Origin of the sequence: Bacteroides sp. Marseille-P8574 (assembly GCF_902825465.1) — a bacterium.
In the GTDB taxonomy this organism is placed as follows: Bacteria; Bacteroidota; Bacteroidia; order Bacteroidales; family Bacteroidaceae; genus Bacteroides; species Bacteroides uniformis.
Window position 1 is genome coordinate 1,854,174 of sequence record NZ_CADEBE010000002.1, and the last position, 18,859, is coordinate 1,873,032.

Sequence of the window (18,859 nt, forward strand, 5' to 3'; positions counted from 1 at the left end):
GCATCCATAGTCACATTCTTCAAGCCACAATTCATCAATTTACAATCGTTATTTTTGTAAACGTCAAATCACTGCCCTGAATAATGATACCTACATTTGTCTGGTCTTCACAATCTCCTTGTTTAGCTTGAATATTATCAAGTATCTCCTGAGTCAATGTCAACTCCATCACACGGCTCTCGAAACTCCAGCCGTAAATGTCTGTCGGTACCATAGTCGTATCAAACAAAGAGAAAGCTATGCCACTCCAATCGCCATAGTTAAACTGAGCCTGTGCCCAAGTCTGGTCTTTCTGATCGAAATAGACTTTCATGACAGTACCTGCCGTTACCTTGGCAAAAGATGCAGCCGGTACCAATACACGTCCTCCATCGCCCCAACTAATATTGAGCGGACCAGCCCAAACTGTTTCTTCATTGGCAACCACAAGAACATCATAAGCAATTTCACCATTTGAAGAAATCAGTTTCAGGCTATAAGTTCCATCCAGTTCAGCCGGTACATTCAGCATCAATACCCCTTTAGCCGCATCATTGATATACTGGACTGAAGCCTCATTCAGCAATACATTTGTCAGCTTATCAGCATTAACAATCTCAAGTTCCACAATTCGTCCCCGAACCAATTTGTCAGGCAATGCCGGCAAATAGGCACATACCGGTTTCTCTATTGTCAGAGACGGTGCTTCTACAGATTCACCATTGGCCATCTTCAAGAGTAAGGCCCCAGTTTCGGCAGTTGTGGGTACAGTCAAAGAAATGGCAGTAGCAGTGGCATCGGATACGGTAACTTCCACATTACCACTGAATACAACAGCCGAAACAACATCCATATTTACTCCTTTGACAGTCAAAGCCTCTCCTGCCGGGACCGTCGCCGCACTATAAGAAATGTTTTCCGGCTTTGCCGTTGCAATAGATACGGCAGTTGCTTTTCCACTATTTGTATTCAATTGCAAATCACCACTGATAGCCGCAGCCGGCATCAAGACCTTTATTTCAGTCGTATTCTGTGACTCCAATCCTACAACTTCTTCTACACCAGGGAACGTTACATCAGTCACCAAATCCATATTGGCACCTTTCAGGGTAATTATATCTCCACCACGCAAGTTTATAGCAGGAACAGCCACTACGTTCGAAGGCATAGCTACTACAACAGTAGCAACCACAACTTTTACATCCGAAGCAGGAAGTACCGTAACTTCTCCGTCCGAGACATTATCCGGCAACGTAAAAGTAAGTTCATCTCCTTCGGAAGAGGCAGTCATCGTAAATTCAACTTCATCCCCATTCGGCATCTGTACTTTCTTCACCAAATCAAAGTTTTTACCAGAAACTCGAATGATATCACCTGGCTTCTTATCCACCAGGTCGAGTGGAGCCTCTACCGATGGCAAAGTAACCTCCAGTTCCTCTTCAGTATAAATCCAATTGGGGATTTCAGCTCCATCAGACAAGATGAACTTACCGGTCTGAGCAGAATCAGGAACAATAACTTTAATCTCCTGACGGCTTTGACTGACAAACTCATCAGCAGGCACTGTTACCTCATCAGCAAATATCACTTCTTTAATCAAGTTCAGGTATTCACCAGTAATGGTCAATTCACTACCAGGCTTTACTTCTGCCGGTGCAAAAGCCTCTAAAGCAATCGGTTCCGTAAATGTCAACTCTGTTTTTGTTGTAATATCCCCTTTCGGTGTCTTCAAGACAACCAAACCCGGCTGGGCTGTCTGGGGTACAGTGACACGGATTTCCGTATCACTGACCACTTCGATGTCTGTTATATCGTCGCAACCGGGAATAGCAACCGCAGTCACCTTATCCATGCCACTGCCCAGGAAACGGAGTACACCGCCGCGAGCTACGGGACTCGGTCCGAATACATTCAGACTGATTCCCCCTTTATATTGGTTGGTATCTTCATCATCCCCATTGTCGCAGGCCGTAAACGTCAAGCAACTGAAGAGCATCAGGCACATCATCCACAGTGCCGGAAATTTATATGTTTTATTCATATCAGTATTCTATTTAAAAGGTTATTCAATAGGTACCACACGGATGTTGTCAATCATAATCACCGGATTGCAATCCTTACCTTCCACACCACCTGCCCAGACAAAGAATGTCAATCCGGTCAGCATAGTCTTGTCAAAAGCCCTATCACACTTATTGCCTTCATGCGTCTTGTTGAACTCGGACAGATTCATGGAAACGGTTGTCCATTTACCGCCCGTATCATAGGAACCCGTATTCTTCCAGGGCAACCATAAACCTCGCGGCACATTCGTATCACTAAAGTAAGCATTGTTTCCGGTCGCATACGTCACCACATCATTACCAGTAAACATTACTTGCAGAGCACAAGACTGCCACGGATTGGAAGAAGGAATATTCACCTCAAATTTCAGTTGCAAACCATTGACACCATACTCCTCGAGCAATTCTGCAAACTCAGGACGTGCAGAAAGTTCGGGATAACCGGCAGACGGTTCCGGCCAGTAATTGAATGAAAAATGTTCTTCATCCCAAGTAGCACCGATTCCCCCTTTAAGTTCCCCGGCAAAACGAATATATGCACCATCAATACTATTTTCATCGGCTTCTTTCAATACCGCACTACCATCACGCCAACCATGAGCAATAGCCATACCGCCATGAGAGCCATCCCAGTCAAAGAGTATGTTGCGGGTATCATGATAGCGGAATTTGGAACGTCCGGTACCGTAAATAGACTTCACGTTGATATAGCCTGCAGGAGCATTGTCCGGAAGAATAAAACTGACCGCAGTCTTGGTTATGTTCGTAATATTAGTCACTTCCACATTACCAGCCATCGTAATGGTCAGTGGCACATTCGGGTCATCAATGAAATAGTCACCAATCAGTGTCACCTCACTACCCGGCTTTGCAAACTCACAAGAAATGGAGTTCACGGTAGGAGCCGGAACCAACACCTTGAAGTCATAATCTATGGTATCTTTTGCTCTGGTCACCATATAAATCTTATCGGTCACTACCGAAGGAATCTCTTTCGGAACATCTACCATAAGTGTATGGTCAGTGATGTAACTTGTATTAAGTATCGCCTTCTGGTCATTGAAATAGAGCTCGTAAACACTCCGCAGATTCTCACCGACCAGACAAATCGTATTCGCCATATAGGCCCCGGTCAGCAAAGAATCTGCCGCAGCCGGATCAGGGACACGAACATACTTCAAAATAGGCTTTCCGCCTGCCACCTCATATTTATCCGGTTCATCCTCACAAGCTGCCATGGAAAAGCCTGCTGCGACAACAACTGCCGCGAAGAACCAATTCGTATATCTATTATTTTTCATCTTTTCAAGCATTAAATTAATAACTGAATTCAAAACGCACATCTACGTGTACCGGGTCTTTCATCAAATTAGGATTGAACACCACGTCTTCTGTCGGGAACGGCAATGTAAAACTGGAAACTGTTACATTCGGTGCCTTTGCATCCGGGTTGTAACGAGTTTCATCCGGATTTACCGTCCAACTACCATTCTCATAATAAGCTTTGTAGGTAGTGCCCAGATTATAATAAACATCACGGCGCTGCGCCTTCAGCTCATTGATAGCACGCTGGGAATCATAATATGCCAAACGTACATAATCATACCAACGGTCACCTTCGCAAGCCAGTTCCAGCCGACGTTCCTTCCAGACGTCCTCCCAAGTAATGGAGGTTTTCGGAGTAACTCCCGGAATGGCACGGCCACGTACTGCATTGAAAGCATCCAATGCACTCTGGTCTGTAGTAGAGGTAGCCAGTCCCATTTTCGCCTCGGCATATACCAGATAGATATCGGACAGGCGCAGGATATGGGTTGCCAGGCCGCTGTACATATTACCAGCCGATACGCCCAAGCCCAATAGATGGTCATTATTGTTACCATAAAGATGCTTCACATGATTGGCACCGGTAGGAGACTGATAATCGCCATTAGGGCCACCCTTGCCATATTCGGCATCATAGATAAACCGCAGATAATCGAATCCGCCCTTGTCCTGCCAGAAATAACTGTATACATCACCTGCCATCATCATGGTAGCCTTACGACGGGTATCCGTATCCGAACGAGTCTCAGGGCTTTCCAAAGCGGAAATTCCAAATGCATCCTGCAAATCAACCGACGGACCGGCATAACCGCCCCAGCAGTCACCAAATTCATCGAATCCCACCATTGCCAAGTCCGACTGCAATGTATTCTGCTGTGTCCAAGGGTCACGTCCTGCTGACCAATGCCAAGAGAAGAGGCACTCTTCATTCTTGTTGTTAGCCAAACGGAAAACATCGGAATAGTTGGCCAGCAGATTACGACCGGAATTATTAATTACATCCTTGGAATATTCTGCCGCTTTTGCCAAATCATCCGCATTGCGAGTACCGGAAAGACCACTCTTGGTCAGATACACCTTAGCCAAAAGACCTTCGGCACAATAACGATCAATACGTCCCGTTTCGCCTCTGGCCGGAAGCAATTCCATAGCTTTCTCCAGAGTCATAATGATATACTCGTACACATCGGCTGTCTCCACCTTGAATTTGGAGTTATAATTACCGGAATTCAATTCAGCCGTATTATCATGGATAATGGGTACTGCCCCAAAACTACGTACCAAATAGAAGTAAGCCATGGCTTTCCATGCCAGACACTCGCCCATACACTGATTTTTCACAGCTTCTGACGCATTTGCCGTCTTCAAACGAGTATATACGGTATTGGCATGACCGATAACTGCCCACAAAGAATAGGACATATTCACAAGGTTCTCATCCGTACCATTCACCGTAAAATTCAGGTAAGGACTGTTTCCCTCGTATACATTTCCGGACAAGATTTCACCGACTTTAATAAAACCGCGCTGAAAGTCATACCAAGGTGAGTTATAAAGGTAATTGACTCCTTGCACACATTGCTCGTCATTCTGGTAAAAATTCGATTCGTTATAATTATCTTCAGTAGGACGGTCCAGGAAATCTTCGCATGAAACTGTTCCCATACCGAGTACAGCTGCAAACGCCCAATATTTAATATATCTGATTTTCATGTTTTCTTCAAATTAAAGTGTTAGAATGAAACGTTCAAGCCGAATGAATAAACTGTAGGAGACGGATAACGTCCGTTGTCCAGACCATATACATTGACGCTTGAAGTACTAGCACCAATTTCAGGGTCATAGCCATCATAACCGGTAATGGTCAGCAGGTTCTGAATATTGGCATAGATACGCAAGTTGCTCAGCCCCAACTTATCAATCGTCTTTTTCGGGAAAGTATATCCCAAAGAGATATTCTTCAGGCGGATATAGGAACCATCTTCAATATAACGGTCACTGATACGGTCGTTGTCATTCGGGTCATTGATAGTGGCGCGTGGAATGGAAGCTCCCGGGTTTGCCACCATGACGTTAGACACATCATTATACCACATGGTTCCATCTTCGTAGACCTTGTTCGGATTGATAGGAACAAGCTGTGCACGTCCGTTTACAGCATTCAACTGGTTGGTCCATGGAGAGTTCATATGCGTCAGCTTCATGGAAAGGTAGTTGTACACCTTGTTGCCATAGGAACCGTTGATGAAAACGGACAAGTCGAAGTTTTTGTAACGGAAAGTATTGGTCCAGCCAAAAGTAAACTTAGGCATCGGAGAACCGATATTAGTCTTGTCATAGTCGTCAATAACGCCATCGGGCACACCGTCAGGACCACTGATATCCTTATATTTCACATCACCCACCCATACAGTGTTGGTACGGTCAAATACACCGTTTGCCGGGTACTTGGCAGGTTTCGGAGAAGTCTGAAGGTCCTCCAGGTCCTTGTAAACACCATCACAGACAAATCCATAGAAGTTATAAAGTGATTCGCCTACACTGGACACACTGACTACATCGGTCCACTGTCCGTAACCTACAATCTGGGCATTGGCTGTACCTGCCAATCCTTTCAGTTTGTTCTTGTTGAAAGAAATCTGGAAATCGGAGTCCCATTCAAGCTTACCCGTAATGGGATGCGTGTTCAGAGAGATTTCAAAACCGGTATTCTCTATGTCACCATAATTACCTTTCGGAGCAGCCAATGCAGAAGAACCATTGCCGGAAGTACCCATATAAGAAGGTAATTGCAACGGCATCAACATATCACTGGAAGTTTTCTTATACCACTCTACCGTCAGGTTGATACGGTCGTGCAGGAATCCCAAATCCACCCCGACGTTCCATTGCTCCTGAGACTCCCATTTGATGGAAGTGTTCGGTATATTGGAGGGGCGATACCCCATACCCAGACCAGAAGGCATACGATTCATGGATGTACCCCAAGCATAACCACCGATGTTGGCATTACCTGTTTGTCCCCATCCCAAACGCAGCTTACCGTTGCTGATTACCTTCTTCAACGGTTCAAAGAACGTTTCATTGGAAAAGCGCCAGGAAGCAGCCAACGAATGGAAGCCTGCCCAACGGTTTTCAGGGCCGAAGTTTGAAGAACCGTCATAACGATAGGTATAAGTACCCAGATAACGGTCGGCATAGTTATAAGTCAGACGTGTAAAGAAAGATGCCATGGACGAACTTCCAAAACCTGCGTTGATAGTCGGTGTTCCCGTACCCAAGGCCGGATTGTGCACTTCATCCGAAGGCAGACCGCTATTGAACACACTCGTGAAGTCATAGCTGGACTCCCAGCACTCCTGACCCACCATGGCCGTATAATGATGCTTGTCGCCTATGTTTCCGGAATAGGTCACATAGTTCTTCAATTGCCAGAATGTACTGCTGTTCTTCTGGATACTGCTTTCATTGCTGGAACGTACCCATCCACCCAAATCAACCATCGGCTTGTAGCGTTCACCTTTGCTGGAACTGATGTCATAACCCAGTTCGGCATGCTATACCAGATTTTTAATCGGAGTGACCTCAAAGAAAATATTACCTGTCAGTTTCTGACGGTCCAGCAGGATGTCATCCATCATGGCAAGGGCAATCGGGTTAGGATTCGTATAGCCTTCGCGAACAACGGTGGCATAGCTGCCATCCAGATTATAGATAGGTATATCAGGAAGAGTGGTCAACGAGTAGTTAATCAAACCTTCATCACTGTCTGCCAGTTTCAGGTCATCACCCGTTGCTGTATAGGTGGCACTCAAACCAAGTTTCAACCACTTCTTCAGTTGAGCGTCCAAATTGGCACGGAAGCTGTAACGGTTAAAGTTTGAACCGATGATGGTACCGTCCTGATCCATATAGGAAGCTGATACGTAGTATTGTATCTTCTCTGTACCACCTTGTGCCGAAATCTGGTGCTGATGCTGCAAAGCAGTCTGGAAGATGGCGTCCTGCCAGTTTGTACCTACTCCCAGCAGAGAGGGATCAGCATAATAACTACTAGGGTCAGAGATTTCACCCATGTTTGCCAAATCATTATAATAAGTGGCATACTCACGCAAATTCATCATATCCAGGCGCTTTGTCTGGCGTTGAACGGCAAACATACCGTCATAAGTAAACTTAGCCTCACCCGCCTTACCACGTTTGGTCGTAATCAAAACCACACCATTGAAACCTTGCGCACCGTAAATGGCGGTTGCCGAAGCATCTTTCAGAATTTCCATACTGACGATATCAGCAGGGTTGATGGTGGAAAGCGGAGAAATGGTGGAAACCGAGCCATTACCCAATGCATCGCCCAAACCATAAGATGAACCGCTTTGTCCCTGACTCTGTACAATCACACCGTCAATTACATACAACGGCTCGGCATTGGCATTGATAGTGGCCTGACCACGTACACGGATAGAAGAGGAAGAGCCCGGAGCACCGGAAGTGCTGACAGCCGTCACACCCGCAGCACGTCCTTGCAATGACTGGTCAAGGTTGGTAATAATAGAGCCCTTAATCTTGTCTTCACTCATGGAAACGGAAGCACCGGAAAGGTCGCTTTTCTTCATCGTACCGTAACCTACCACAACAACTTCATCCAACATTTCAGAGTCTTCCTTCAACGTGATGTTCACCGTTGTCTGGTCCGTTATCTTTATTTCCTGGCTGACATAGCCTATAAAGGAAACCACGATGGTAGCTCCCGGTTTCACATTCAAGGCAAAATTACCGTCAATGTCGGTAATTACACCATTCGTAGTGCCCTTTTCCAATACATTGGCACCAATGATAGGGCCCATCGCATCGCTGACGACACCCGTAATTTTCTTTGTTTGCTGCACTGCCTCAACGGTATCCACCGATGATACTGCGAAAAGCTGAGGGGTATAACCCAGGCTGAACACCGAACATATACCCGCAAGCAGCGCTGTCTTTCTAAAATTTAAATTCATACTGCATTTCTTAGATTTAAAACAAACACAAAACCTCCCAAAAGAAGATTTTTTTAGTTAACAAAATGAGAGTAAGTCAAGAAACCGTGACATGCAATCAAGGCGTTGACACTTAAAATTACTTCCAAACAATTCATGTTTTCACAGCATCATTCTTCTTTTCTTCCATAAGCACAATTCTTTTTTCTTAATTATTAATGGTTAAATCATATTGTTTTTAAAGGGCTATTTTTTCAGTGTCGTCAATTCGTCACGAACCATTCTCCCCCACTCTTTCATGTCTGCATCTTTCCAGTTTCCCTCGGAAGAAGCCGACGGATAGAACATGGAGCAAGTCTCATCCTTGTCAGACAAAGACCAGGCCACCCAGCTGATGGAATGCCGCTGCATCCACTCCAGCCAATTCCCCCACTCTTCTTTATTGATGGGGCCGTCCCCACTTGCCTCCATACCGGCACATTCGGAAACGAAAATCGGCAAGCCCTTGCCCAGAGCATAGTCGGCGCGGTCGCGCAGCCACTGTCCGTGGGTATTGGCATAAAAGTGGAGTGTATACATTATATTGCTATATCCGGTAATAGGATCGTCTGCAGCCAAATGGATGTCCTGGTCCCAATGCGGACAACCTACGAGGATAACGGCATCCGGCTCTATGGCACGAATCGTCTTGATAACCTCCACAGAGTATGCCTTCACCTGCTCCCAACTGTCTTCCACCGGTTCATTGAAAACCTCATAGATAACATTAGGAACCCCTTTGTAACGGGTAGCCATTTGAGTGAAAAACTCCTTTGCTTCTTCCTGCCGCAGATTGTGGCTATGCCAGTCGATGATGACGTAAACGCCGTTCTCGATAGCAGCATCCACCACTTTCGTAACACACTCAATACCGAACTCGGGCTTATTCACATAACAGGCGCTATCCAAATCCACTCCCATAGAGGCCCGAAGCACTTGTGCGCTCCAGTTATTGACCAGATAAGCAACCGAAGAGGCATTGTAGAAACGAGGCCAGAACTGATGCCAGCCATAGCTGACACCGTGCAATACCACCGTATCGCCTTCGGTATTCATCAGCTGCGTACCATTGACCACCAATGCCGGTAGCGTTTCCTTTACATTTTCATTCTTCGACGGGTTTGTTCCACAACCAATGGCCATACCTAGGCAACAAACCGCCAACATAACTTTCCATATGCTTTTCATATCACACTTAGTATTTAGAGTTATACATCTTTCTTAATAACAGTACAAACGCTTTGTACACGCTTACATTCTAATTTTCAGGCAGGGATTACACGGAAAAACACAGATAGGTTCAATTTTGCAACTTCCGGTTTTCCGCTTTAATTATTTCAATAGTGCTGTCTGTGGCAAAGACAGAGTTCAGTCCTTGTTGTTCTTGAGCCGGGTCACCGGTATAGTCATCCCCCTTTTCCCAGAATACATGGTCGGGATTTTGTCCGGCAAAACCGCCCCATGCCCAGAAGTTGCATCCAGCAAAGAGTCCACCGCTCTCACGGTCCTGGCGGATAAGGTCGAATACATAACGGTAATATTCATCGCGGGCAGTGGTCGGTGCCTCTTTGGAGAAGCTGAAGCCGTCACGGGGAAAACCGAACTCCTCCAGAACAATCGGCTTGCTGTACTTCCGGGCAATGACCATGTGGTCATCTATATATTTCTTAGTATTTTCCTTGGCACGCGGAAGAAGTTCCGTCAGGCTGTCCGCTTTCACCCAACTCCAGTTGTAAGGCCAGATGTGGATATTCAGATAATTGATGTTGGGGTCGGCATGAATCTTCTCGAAAAGACTCATATCCATTTCGCATCCCCACGAGCCCTCACTGCCGGAAGACACCATGTGGTTCGGGTCGAGTGACTTGATTTGTGCAGCCACATCGGCCATCCAGCGGGCAAACGGTTCCTTGTTCTCGTCAGAGAAAGCGCGAGGCTCGTTACCAATCTGCCAGGACATAATAGTAGGGTCATCCACATATTTTATCTGATTATACCTATTGGTGCGTGAAACAATATAATTGACATGATTGGCAAACAAAGCCTTCGCGCTGTCCGATTGGGGGAACTGCTTGACATACTCCATATAGGCGGGCCATCCGTCTACGGCAGGTACCACGGCATCACCGTGTCCAGACCATTGCAGGTAAACGGAATAGCCACCACTCCATTCCCAGGAATTGTTCAAATAGAGGACAGCCGTCATATCACGTTCACGCAGTTCATTCATAAAATAATCCAATCCGGCTAAAATAGTATCATTATAGACGCCCGGTGCCACTTGCAAAGAGGGCTCTACCCGCGTCTTTATGCCATTTTCACCGTCAGCACCCACCAATACGCGCAGGTTGTTGATGCCAATACTTTTCAGAAAGTCCAACTCCTTATGCAACCGTTCACGATTGCCGCCTTCACCTTCGGAACCAAGAATAGCACCGTACCAGAAATTGGCACCTACAAAATAATAGGGTTTTCCGTCGCGAACGAACTGTCCATCGGCGTTGACCTTAATAAACGAATGCTCCGCAGGCTTAGGGGCACATGCTCCCAAAAAGAATAAAAGTACTGTCAGCAAAAAGAATTGTTTCTTCATATTATCAGTTTTTAAGCGATACACAAAGATACGCGGCTCATATCATAAAAAATGATACTATATTATCAGATAAATGTGCTAATGTGCCAATAGCCTGCGGCATGATGGCGCAGCATAAATATTACGCAGCCAATTAGCACATTAGCACATTAATCACATTGACACATTAAGTTGTCTCCGTATCCAATCCAGCCATTCATCCCACTGTTCCTGATACCAGTAATGCCCGGTTTCCAGATAAAGATGCAATTCCTTCGGAGAAGAAATCACATTGTAGGCTGCATACATGGAAGTGGGAGGACAGACTTCATCGTTATACCCCCAACTGAACCAACCGGGCACATTCAGCAGGCAGGCAAAGTTTGCCGTATCATAATAGCGTACCGTTTCAAGCTGCTTTTCATCGGGAGTACCGTAATAATAGAAATAATGGGGCCAACCGCAAGCACGCTTCTTGAAGAATGCTTCGTGGTCGCATAAGGCAGGATGAACAGCCGCCAGAAAAGTAACGCGTGAATCAAGAGCCGCCGTAATCACAGACAAGGCACCGCCCTGGCTGGAGCCCGTAACACCCAGCGCTTTCCCGTTGTACTGCGGCAGCGAACAGATAAAATCCACAGCACGCAAAGCGCCTACCACCACACGGTTATAGTAAGAAGCATCCCGGCTGTCGCGGCCGAACGTCCAGTAATTGCTCAGCGCCCCACCTGCCAGCGCATCATATACAGACTGCTGCATCGTGACGGGAATGCCGTGGATACCCACCTCCAATGTAATCACCTTTCCAGGAGCCGTATACGTATCTCCCGCATAAGGGCGGACACCCGCACCGGGCACACGCAGCAAAGCCGGATACTTCCCTTCTTTCTTGGGAATACTGAGAATACCGTAAAAACATCCTCCCCAAGCTTTTGTCTGGAAGCTGACCTGATATACATTATCCGTTTCCGTACAGCGTTCGGGAAGCAGTGTCATAAGGGGATTCAACGGAGTCTTGCGCGCCTCTTCCAAGGTCTTGGCCCAATAATCCCGAAAATCGGCAGGAAGTTTCGCCACAGGTTGCAGCTGCTCGGGAGCATAGGCCGATGTAGCCAGCCCTTCATAAGTCCGGCCGTCCACATACGCCTTGACCTTGCAACGCAAGAAGCCTGCAGTCTTCATCGTGCCTTGCAACTTCAAGGTACCATCTTTCAGCACCATGTCTTTCTTTACTTCAGTAGGATACATCTCGGGCCCCAGTTCATAGTCAATCTTGACATCGGGCAAGAGGTTCTGTGCCTTCAGCACCCGGACGGTAAACGTACACTTCTCATTCAGACGATACACCCAATCGCTATGGTCGGGTGAAACGACTACACGGATTTCATTGCCACGTATCTGCGCCGTCACAGCACATACACACAGCAGACATAAGAATAAGGAAAAAACTCTTTTCATGATATCAGATATTAGTATTAATCATTGGTGCAAAAATAGGCACTTCCAATGAAGAATACCAATACTTTCTTATCATATCACCAGCTTCTTTTTCCGATAATTCTCACGGAATTCCTTCGGCGAGCATCCCTTCTTCCGCTTGAACATACGATTGAAATTGGACAGATTGTTGAAGCCGCAGTCATAGCACACCTCTGCAATGGTACGCGTGGAATCTACCAACATACGCGTGGCAAAGCCCAGACGGATATCAATAATGTAGTCGGAAAGCGTCTTGCCGGTGCGCAGGCGAAAGAAACGGCTGAAAGAGACCGGTGTCATGCCCACCATATCGGCCAATGAAGCCAACCGGATCTCCTCCTGATAATGGGTGGAAATGTATTTCTGCACCTTCTGTACCCGGCGGCTGTCAGAGAAAGTCTCTATCTTGGCAAACGAAGAACTGGACAGCACCCGGGCATTGTCATAGAGGGAAAGTTCGTAAAGGATACGGAGAAAGTTCATCACGGCATAAAAGCCCTGCTCCTCGGAAGCCAGCTTATCCAGCCAGTTGTACACCTTCATGATGGCCTGCATGGGGAAACTAAGTCCGCACTGTGCACGCTCCAGCATCCGGCGGATACTGTCGAACTGGTTCTTGTTGACAACGTTCCCGAAGAACAAGTCGGGAGAAAACTGGATGGTAATCTCCCGAATATCCCCGGAGGTACATTCATGTTGCTCCCATACATGCTCCAACTCCTTGCCGGTTATCAGCACCAGGTCATAATCACCGATAATCTCGGCAGAATCGCCCACCACACGGCGGACGCCAGAAGCATGTTCCGTGAAGTTCAGTTCATACTCTGCGTGACAATGGATGGGGTAGGTAAATTCTGTTTTGTGACGGTCGGCAATATAGAAACAGTCACGTTCCGACAGAGGGGTTATCTCCCTCATGATATAGTTCTGGTTTTCCATAGGCATTGGTTAAAAAAATATCATGCCGCAAATATACTCATTCTTTTTAATCCCACAACAGTACCATTTGTTACATTTAGGGATAATATATGAACAGACACCCGGGAAAGTCCTGCCCGGAAAAGCACAATTTCCGTTCTTCTCCCCCTTAAGCTCTAATGCAAAGATGTATGAGATGCACATCTCATACAACACGAAATATGCATCTCGCACACTTACACACTATAGTTTGAGGAAGAAAGAAGCGGAGATCCCTCTCTTGCCCCATAGACAAAAGAAAGGTCTCCGCTTCGCCGGATGATATGAATGACAAACCGCTTACTTCTGCAACTTCAAGACACAGGAAGTTTCCGGCATATTTTCCGAAACGACCGTCAGTGTGGCTTCTCCCGCTTCGCCGGTACTTTGCAACAGCACCTGTGCAAGTCCGTTGAATGCCTTTACCTGATAGGTACGGGCATCGGTGTCGGCCGGACGTTCCGTAGCCTGATAAGCGGGGTCGCCATTCCCCACCCCAAGGATGCGTACCGGACCGGAGACGGTTATCGTCAAGTCGTTGCAAGCAGTGGGGACAAAACGTTTCTTCTTGTCCTGCAACTCAATGTTACACACTGCCACATCCCGATTGTCTGCCTGAATGACGGAACGGTCTGCCGTCAGGGAGATACGGGCAGGAACACCGGTAGTCTCCACAGTACGGGCCAATATTTTTTTGCCGTTCTTATAGCCTACAGCCTTCACTGCACCGGGCTGGAAAACGGCTTTCCAGGAAAGATGGCCGTTTCGGGGCATCGGTTTGCGATCCAGTTTCTTGCCGTTCACAGTCAATTCCACTTCATCGCAGTTGCTGTATACCCAAATATCGATGCTATCACCTTCGTGACCTTGCAGATTCCAGTGAGGAAGGATGTGCAGCACCGGCTCATCCGTCCACCAGGACTTCAGATACCAGGCTTCGTCCTTGGGAAAACCGCAGTAGTCCAGAATGCCGAATTGTGAACCCGTAGCCGGGAACTTCATGGGGTTGGGCTCGCCGCGGTAGTCGAAACCCGTCCAATAGAAAAGACCTGCCAGGTAGGGGCGTTCGTCATAGAATTTCCAGCCACGCTCGATGCAGTTCAGCAGGCTGTCAGGTCCGTTCGGCTTGCGGTTGTGCGCCACCATGTGGCCTTTGTCGTGGGCATCGAAGTAGATGCCGCGCGTACCACAGCCCGTAGTCTCTTCCGAACCGAGCGCACGGCGGCCGGGATAATCCTTGCGGTGCTGCTCCACCGGATTCTGAAGGATGTAGTTATAACCGACCACGTCTGCGGGAATCAAGATGGCAGGGCCACTGCTCGAAGCAACGGTCATGAGGCGCGTAGGGTCGAAACGGTGGCAATATTCACGCATCGTGGCAGCAATGCGTGTACCGTTTTCTTTCCACTCGATGCCCCACTCCTCGTTGCCTACGCTCCAAAGGATGATGCACGGATGGTTGCGGTCGCGGTCTATCATGCGTTTCAGCAAGCGGGTATGTTCTTCGTTGACACCCGTCAGACGGTTTTCCTCTATCACAAGAATGCCGAGGCGGTCACAGGCATCGAGCATTTCGGGAGTCATCGGGTTATGGGAAGAACGGTAGGCATTGCAGCCGAACTTCTTCAGTTCCTTCAATCGGTACACTTGTAGGGCATCGGGAATGCCGGCACCTACTCCGGGGTGGTCTTGGTGCATGTTCACACCTTTCAGTTTCAGAGGCTGTCCGTTCAGAAGGAAGCCCTTGTCGGCATCGAAGCGGATGTCACGAATACCCGTAGTAGTGGTATAAGCATCCACTAGCTTGCCATGCTGATAGACTTCCGTAAGCAGTGTATATAAATAAGGTGCATCCACACTCCAAAGATGAGGTTTGTCCAGCGCTATTTCACCGACGGTGAGCTGGCGGTCTTTCGGCAGTACCGGCTGACCGGCCGTTTCGCAGCGTGCCACTTCCTTGCCGTCGGCATCCCGGAGGATATGGCAGAGGCGGTAATCCTCCGTTTGCAGACCGGAGTTTTCAACAGTGGTCTCTATCGTCAGCTTGGCCTTGTCAAAAGGTGCGGCCAGCGTGCTGTGCACAAAGGTTCCGAAAGGAGCCACATGCAACGGCGCCGTCTTGTTCAGCCATACATGGCGGTAGATGCCCGCACCCTCGTAAAACCAGCCCTCCTCGAGCGTGGCATCCGCACGGACGCAGATTAGATTATCCTCTCCGTAATTCAAGTATTCCGTAATGTCATACACCTGCGTGGCATAGCCGCTCGGTTCGTGTCCCAGATAGAAACCGTTTATCCAGATACGGGCATCACGGAAGATACCGTCGAACTGAAGATAAAGATGTTTGCCGAGGTCCTCTTGTGGCACGGTGATGGTCTTTCGGTACCATCCCACAGAGTTTTCGGGGAATTTATAGCCGACGGCTTTATAGCCATGACTGTGGCTCGCCTCTTTGGCATAAGGCAAATCAACCACCCAGTCATGCGGAAGGTTGACCGTCTTCCAGTCCACACCCCACTTCTCCGGATTGAACTTAGGGGAGTAAGGACCCTCATTATGGATAGAGGCTGCTTTAGTCAGATAGTTGAAGTACTCCGTTCCGCAGCCGAAGTCTTTCTCCGGTGAGGAAGCATTGCCAAAAGCAAACTGCCAGCCGTCATCCAGCAAAATACGTTCGCGGACGGATTGGGCAGAAAGAGAAAAGGTAATTCCAAGAAGGAACAGAAATGCGAATAAGTGTTTCATATCGGTTAATCATAAAATGTGTTTACAAAGATAGAGCGAAAAAGATTCGTGCGGTGATACTTTTGTATCTTTTTCCGGTACTTCATGTTTCCGAGGGGAAAAAACACACCGGGCAAACAAGGGTGATAGGAGAAAAGTTTTTAAATTTGAAGCGTGCTTCCGGGAAAATGGCCGGATGCCACAACTAACGAAGAATGTATCAAACTAAATACAAGAAATAATATGCAAGACAAAAGATTCGGATATTTCGATGACGACAACCGCGAATACGTCATTACCGACCCCAAGACACCTTGGCCATGGATTAACTACCTAGGCAATGAAGACTTCTTCTCACTCATCTCCAATACCGCCGGAGGCTATTCCTTCTACAAGGACGCCAAGTTCCGCCGCATCACCCGCTACCGCTACAACAACGTGCCGATGGACAACGGGGGACGCTACTTCTACATCAATGAAGGCGGCAACGTATGGTCTCCCACCTGGAAGCCCTGCAAGACCGCACTCGACAGCTACGAATGCCGCCACGGCATGAGCTACACCCGCATCACCGGAGCCAAAGACGGCATCGAAGCCAGCCTGCTCTTCTTCGTCCCACTGAAGACCTGGGGAGAGGTGCAGAAGCTGACCTTGCGGAACACTTCTGCCAAAGTGAGAAAACTCAAACTATTCTCTTTTGCCGAATGGTGCTTGTGGAATGCCGCTACGGACATGGAGAACTTCCAGCGTAACTTCTCCACGGGAGAGGTGGAAGTGGACGGGTCTGTCATCTACCACAAGACGGAATACAAGGAACGCCGCAATCACTACGCCTTCTACAGTGTCAATACACCCGTAGACGGTTTCGATACCGACCGCGAAACATTTGTGGGACTCTACAACGAGTTTGCCGACCCGGAACGGGTAGTAGAAGGCAGACCGGGCAACAGCATTGCCCACGGTTGGAGTCCCATCGCCTCGCACTATCTGGAAGTAGAACTGCAACCCGGCGAAAGTCGCGACTTCATCTTCCTGCTGGGCTATGTGGAAAACAAGCAGGAGGCAAAGTTCGAGGAACGTGAAGAATCTCTGCATGAAGCGTTCAAGCAGAGTGTACCCTCTTCACCTATTATAAATAAGGTAAAGGCTAAGGCGATGATTTCGGCCTTCGACACTACCGCCAAAGTAGATGCTGCCTTTGCCGAACTGAAAGCCTACTGGGACCGCCTGCTGGACATCTACGTCGTAAAGACCGACGAAGAAAAACTGGACCGCATGGTGAACATCTGGAACCAGTATCAGTGCATGATTACCTTCAACATGTCCCGTTCCGCCTCTTTCTTCGAGAGCGGCATCGGTCGTGGAATGGGTTTCCGCGACTCCAACCAGGACCTCGTGGGCTTCGTGCATCAGATACCGGAACGAGCCCGCGAACGAATCATCGACATAGCTTCTACCCAATTCCCCGACGGAGGATGCTACCACCAATACCAACCGCTGACCAAACGCGGCAACAACGACATCGGCGGCGGCTTCAACGATGACCCCATGTGGCTTATCTTCGGTACGGTGGCATACATCAAGGAATCGGGAGACTTCAGTATCCTGGATGAGCCCGTCCCCTTCGACAACAAAGAAGGTTCGGAAGTGTCTCTGTTCGAGCACCTGCGCGTTTCCTTCAACCATGTCATCGAGAACCTCGGTCCCCACATGTTGCCCCTCATCGGCCGTGCCGACTGGAACGACTGCCTGAACCTGAACTGCTTCTCCTGGGACCCGAATGAATCCTTCCAGACCACGGAAAACCAGACGGAAGGCAGCCAGGCAGAATCGCTGATGATTGCCGGCTTGTTCGTGGTATGCGGACGCGACTATGTGGAACTATGCCGCCGCCTGGGTAAATACGACGAAGCAAACAGAGCGCAAACCTATATAGACAATATGGTGGAAGCCGTGAAAAAACATGGCTGGGACGGTGACTGGTATCTGCGCGCCTACGATTACTTCGGCCACAAGGTAGGCTCCAAAGAGAACGAAGAAGGACAAATTTTCATCGAATCGCAAGGCTGGTGCACCATGGCAGGCATCGGACTGGAAGAAGGCATGGTAAAAAAAGCACTGGACTCCGTAAAGGAACGCCTGGACTGCGAGCACGGTATTGTACTCAACAATCCGCCCTTCACCCGCTACGTTGTGGAGTATGGAGAAATCTCCACCTATCCCGCCGGCTACAAGGAGAATGCGGGTATCTTCTGCCACAACAACCCGTGGGTCATCATCGGAGAAACCGTACTGGGACGGGGTGACCGTTCCTGGGAGTATTTCCGCAAGATATGCCCGTCGTACACCGAAGAGCACAGTGCCCTGCATAAAGTAGAACCTTACGTATGCTGCCAGATGGTGGCCGGCAAGGACGCCGCCCGCCCCGGTGAAGGCAAGAACAGCTGGCTGACTGGAACGGCTGCCTGGATGTGGTATGCCATCACGCAATTCATACTCGGCATCAAGCCTTCGTATGAAGGTCTGGAAATCAATCCTTGTATCCCGTCAGACTGGAAAGGCTTCAACGTGAAGCGCAAGTTCCGCGGAGCGGAATATCATATTACCGTGAAGAATCCCGATGGTGTGTGCAAAGGCATCAAGTCCGTCACAGTAGACGGCCAGCCGATAGAAGGCAATGTGGTGAACCATCTGCCGGGCACGCATACAGTAGAAGTAATAATGGGATAACCCACAAAATA

9 protein-coding genes and 1 pseudogene are annotated in these 18,859 nt (G+C 48.2%); 1 reads left to right on the forward strand and 9 read right to left on the reverse strand.

Annotation, left to right across the window (positions count from 1 at the left end; translation table 11 throughout):
• Positions 1 to 34: 34 nt before the first annotated feature.
• The 9 genes and pseudogenes from HUX74_RS20355 to galA form a co-directional block, all read right to left on the reverse strand.
• Positions 35 to 2,020 carry a hypothetical protein gene (locus HUX74_RS20355; RefSeq protein ID WP_119961433.1) on the reverse strand — a complete coding sequence of 662 codons (1,986 nt, stop codon included), beginning with the start codon at positions 2,018 to 2,020 and terminating at the stop codon, positions 35 to 37.
• 21 nt (positions 2,021 to 2,041) lie between these two features.
• Entirely contained in the window at positions 2,042 to 3,343 is a 1,302-nt protein-coding gene (locus tag HUX74_RS20360; protein WP_171030402.1) for a glycan-binding surface protein, read from the reverse strand.
• Positions 3,344 to 3,359: 16 nt separating this feature from the next.
• On the reverse strand, positions 3,360 to 5,081 hold the full coding sequence (locus HUX74_RS20365; protein ID WP_174647314.1) for a RagB/SusD family nutrient uptake outer membrane protein: 1,722 nt from the start codon (positions 5,079 to 5,081) through the stop codon (positions 3,360 to 3,362).
• A gap of 20 nt (positions 5,082 to 5,101) precedes the next feature.
• A pseudogene (locus tag HUX74_RS20370) lies at positions 5,102 to 8,368 on the reverse strand (SusC/RagA family TonB-linked outer membrane protein).
• Positions 8,369 to 8,593: 225 nt separating this feature from the next.
• Complete coding sequence (locus HUX74_RS20375; protein WP_174647315.1) at positions 8,594 to 9,574, reverse strand: glycoside hydrolase family 5 protein; 981 nt, start codon at positions 9,572 to 9,574, stop codon at positions 8,594 to 8,596.
• A gap of 112 nt (positions 9,575 to 9,686) precedes the next feature.
• Entirely contained in the window at positions 9,687 to 10,979 is a 1,293-nt protein-coding gene (locus tag HUX74_RS20380) for a beta-galactosidase (RefSeq protein ID WP_119961431.1), read from the reverse strand.
• A gap of 153 nt (positions 10,980 to 11,132) precedes the next feature.
• Positions 11,133 to 12,416 (reverse strand): acetylxylan esterase, encoded by a 1,284-nt coding sequence (locus tag HUX74_RS20385; protein ID WP_174647316.1) that lies wholly within the window; start codon positions 12,414 to 12,416, stop codon positions 11,133 to 11,135.
• Positions 12,417 to 12,488: 72 nt separating this feature from the next.
• Positions 12,489 to 13,376: an AraC family transcriptional regulator gene (locus tag HUX74_RS20390; RefSeq protein ID WP_117601323.1), complete on the reverse strand. Its 888-nt coding sequence runs from the start codon at positions 13,374 to 13,376 to the stop codon at positions 12,489 to 12,491.
• A 318-nt stretch (positions 13,377 to 13,694) separates the two neighbouring features.
• The gene (galA, locus tag HUX74_RS20395; RefSeq protein WP_174647317.1) at positions 13,695 to 16,139 is read right to left on the reverse strand and encodes a beta-galactosidase GalA; all 2,445 of its coding nucleotides are present in this window, start codon (positions 16,137 to 16,139) and stop codon (positions 13,695 to 13,697) included.
• A 222-nt stretch (positions 16,140 to 16,361) separates the two neighbouring features.
• On the opposite strand from galA, the gene HUX74_RS20400 reads away from it, so the two are divergent.
• Positions 16,362 to 18,848, forward strand: coding sequence for a GH36-type glycosyl hydrolase domain-containing protein (locus tag HUX74_RS20400; protein ID WP_174647318.1), 2,487 nt, complete (start codon positions 16,362 to 16,364; stop codon positions 18,846 to 18,848).
• Positions 18,849 to 18,859 lie beyond the last annotated feature (11 nt).

Bases quoted from the DNA above. Each gene is read 5' to 3' on its own strand.
- HUX74_RS20355 (WP_119961433.1), bottom strand. From the start codon at position 2,020: ATGAATAAAACATATAAATTTCCGGCACTGTGGATGATGTGCCTGATG.
- HUX74_RS20360 (WP_171030402.1), bottom strand. From the start codon at position 3,343: ATGAAAAATAATAGATATACGAATTGGTTCTTCGCGGCAGTTGTTGTC.
- HUX74_RS20365 (WP_174647314.1), bottom strand. From the start codon at position 5,081: ATGAAAATCAGATATATTAAATATTGGGCGTTTGCAGCTGTACTCGGT.
- HUX74_RS20375 (WP_174647315.1), bottom strand. From the start codon at position 9,574: ATGAAAAGCATATGGAAAGTTATGTTGGCGGTTTGTTGCCTAGGTATG.
- HUX74_RS20380 (WP_119961431.1), bottom strand. From the start codon at position 10,979: ATGAAGAAACAATTCTTTTTGCTGACAGTACTTTTATTCTTTTTGGGA.
- HUX74_RS20385 (WP_174647316.1), bottom strand. From the start codon at position 12,416: ATGAAAAGAGTTTTTTCCTTATTCTTATGTCTGCTGTGTGTATGTGCT.
- HUX74_RS20390 (WP_117601323.1), bottom strand. From the start codon at position 13,376: ATGGAAAACCAGAACTATATCATGAGGGAGATAACCCCTCTGTCGGAA.
- galA (WP_174647317.1), bottom strand. From the start codon at position 16,139: ATGAAACACTTATTCGCATTTCTGTTCCTTCTTGGAATTACCTTTTCT.
- HUX74_RS20400 (WP_174647318.1), top strand. From the start codon at position 16,362: ATGCAAGACAAAAGATTCGGATATTTCGATGACGACAACCGCGAATAC.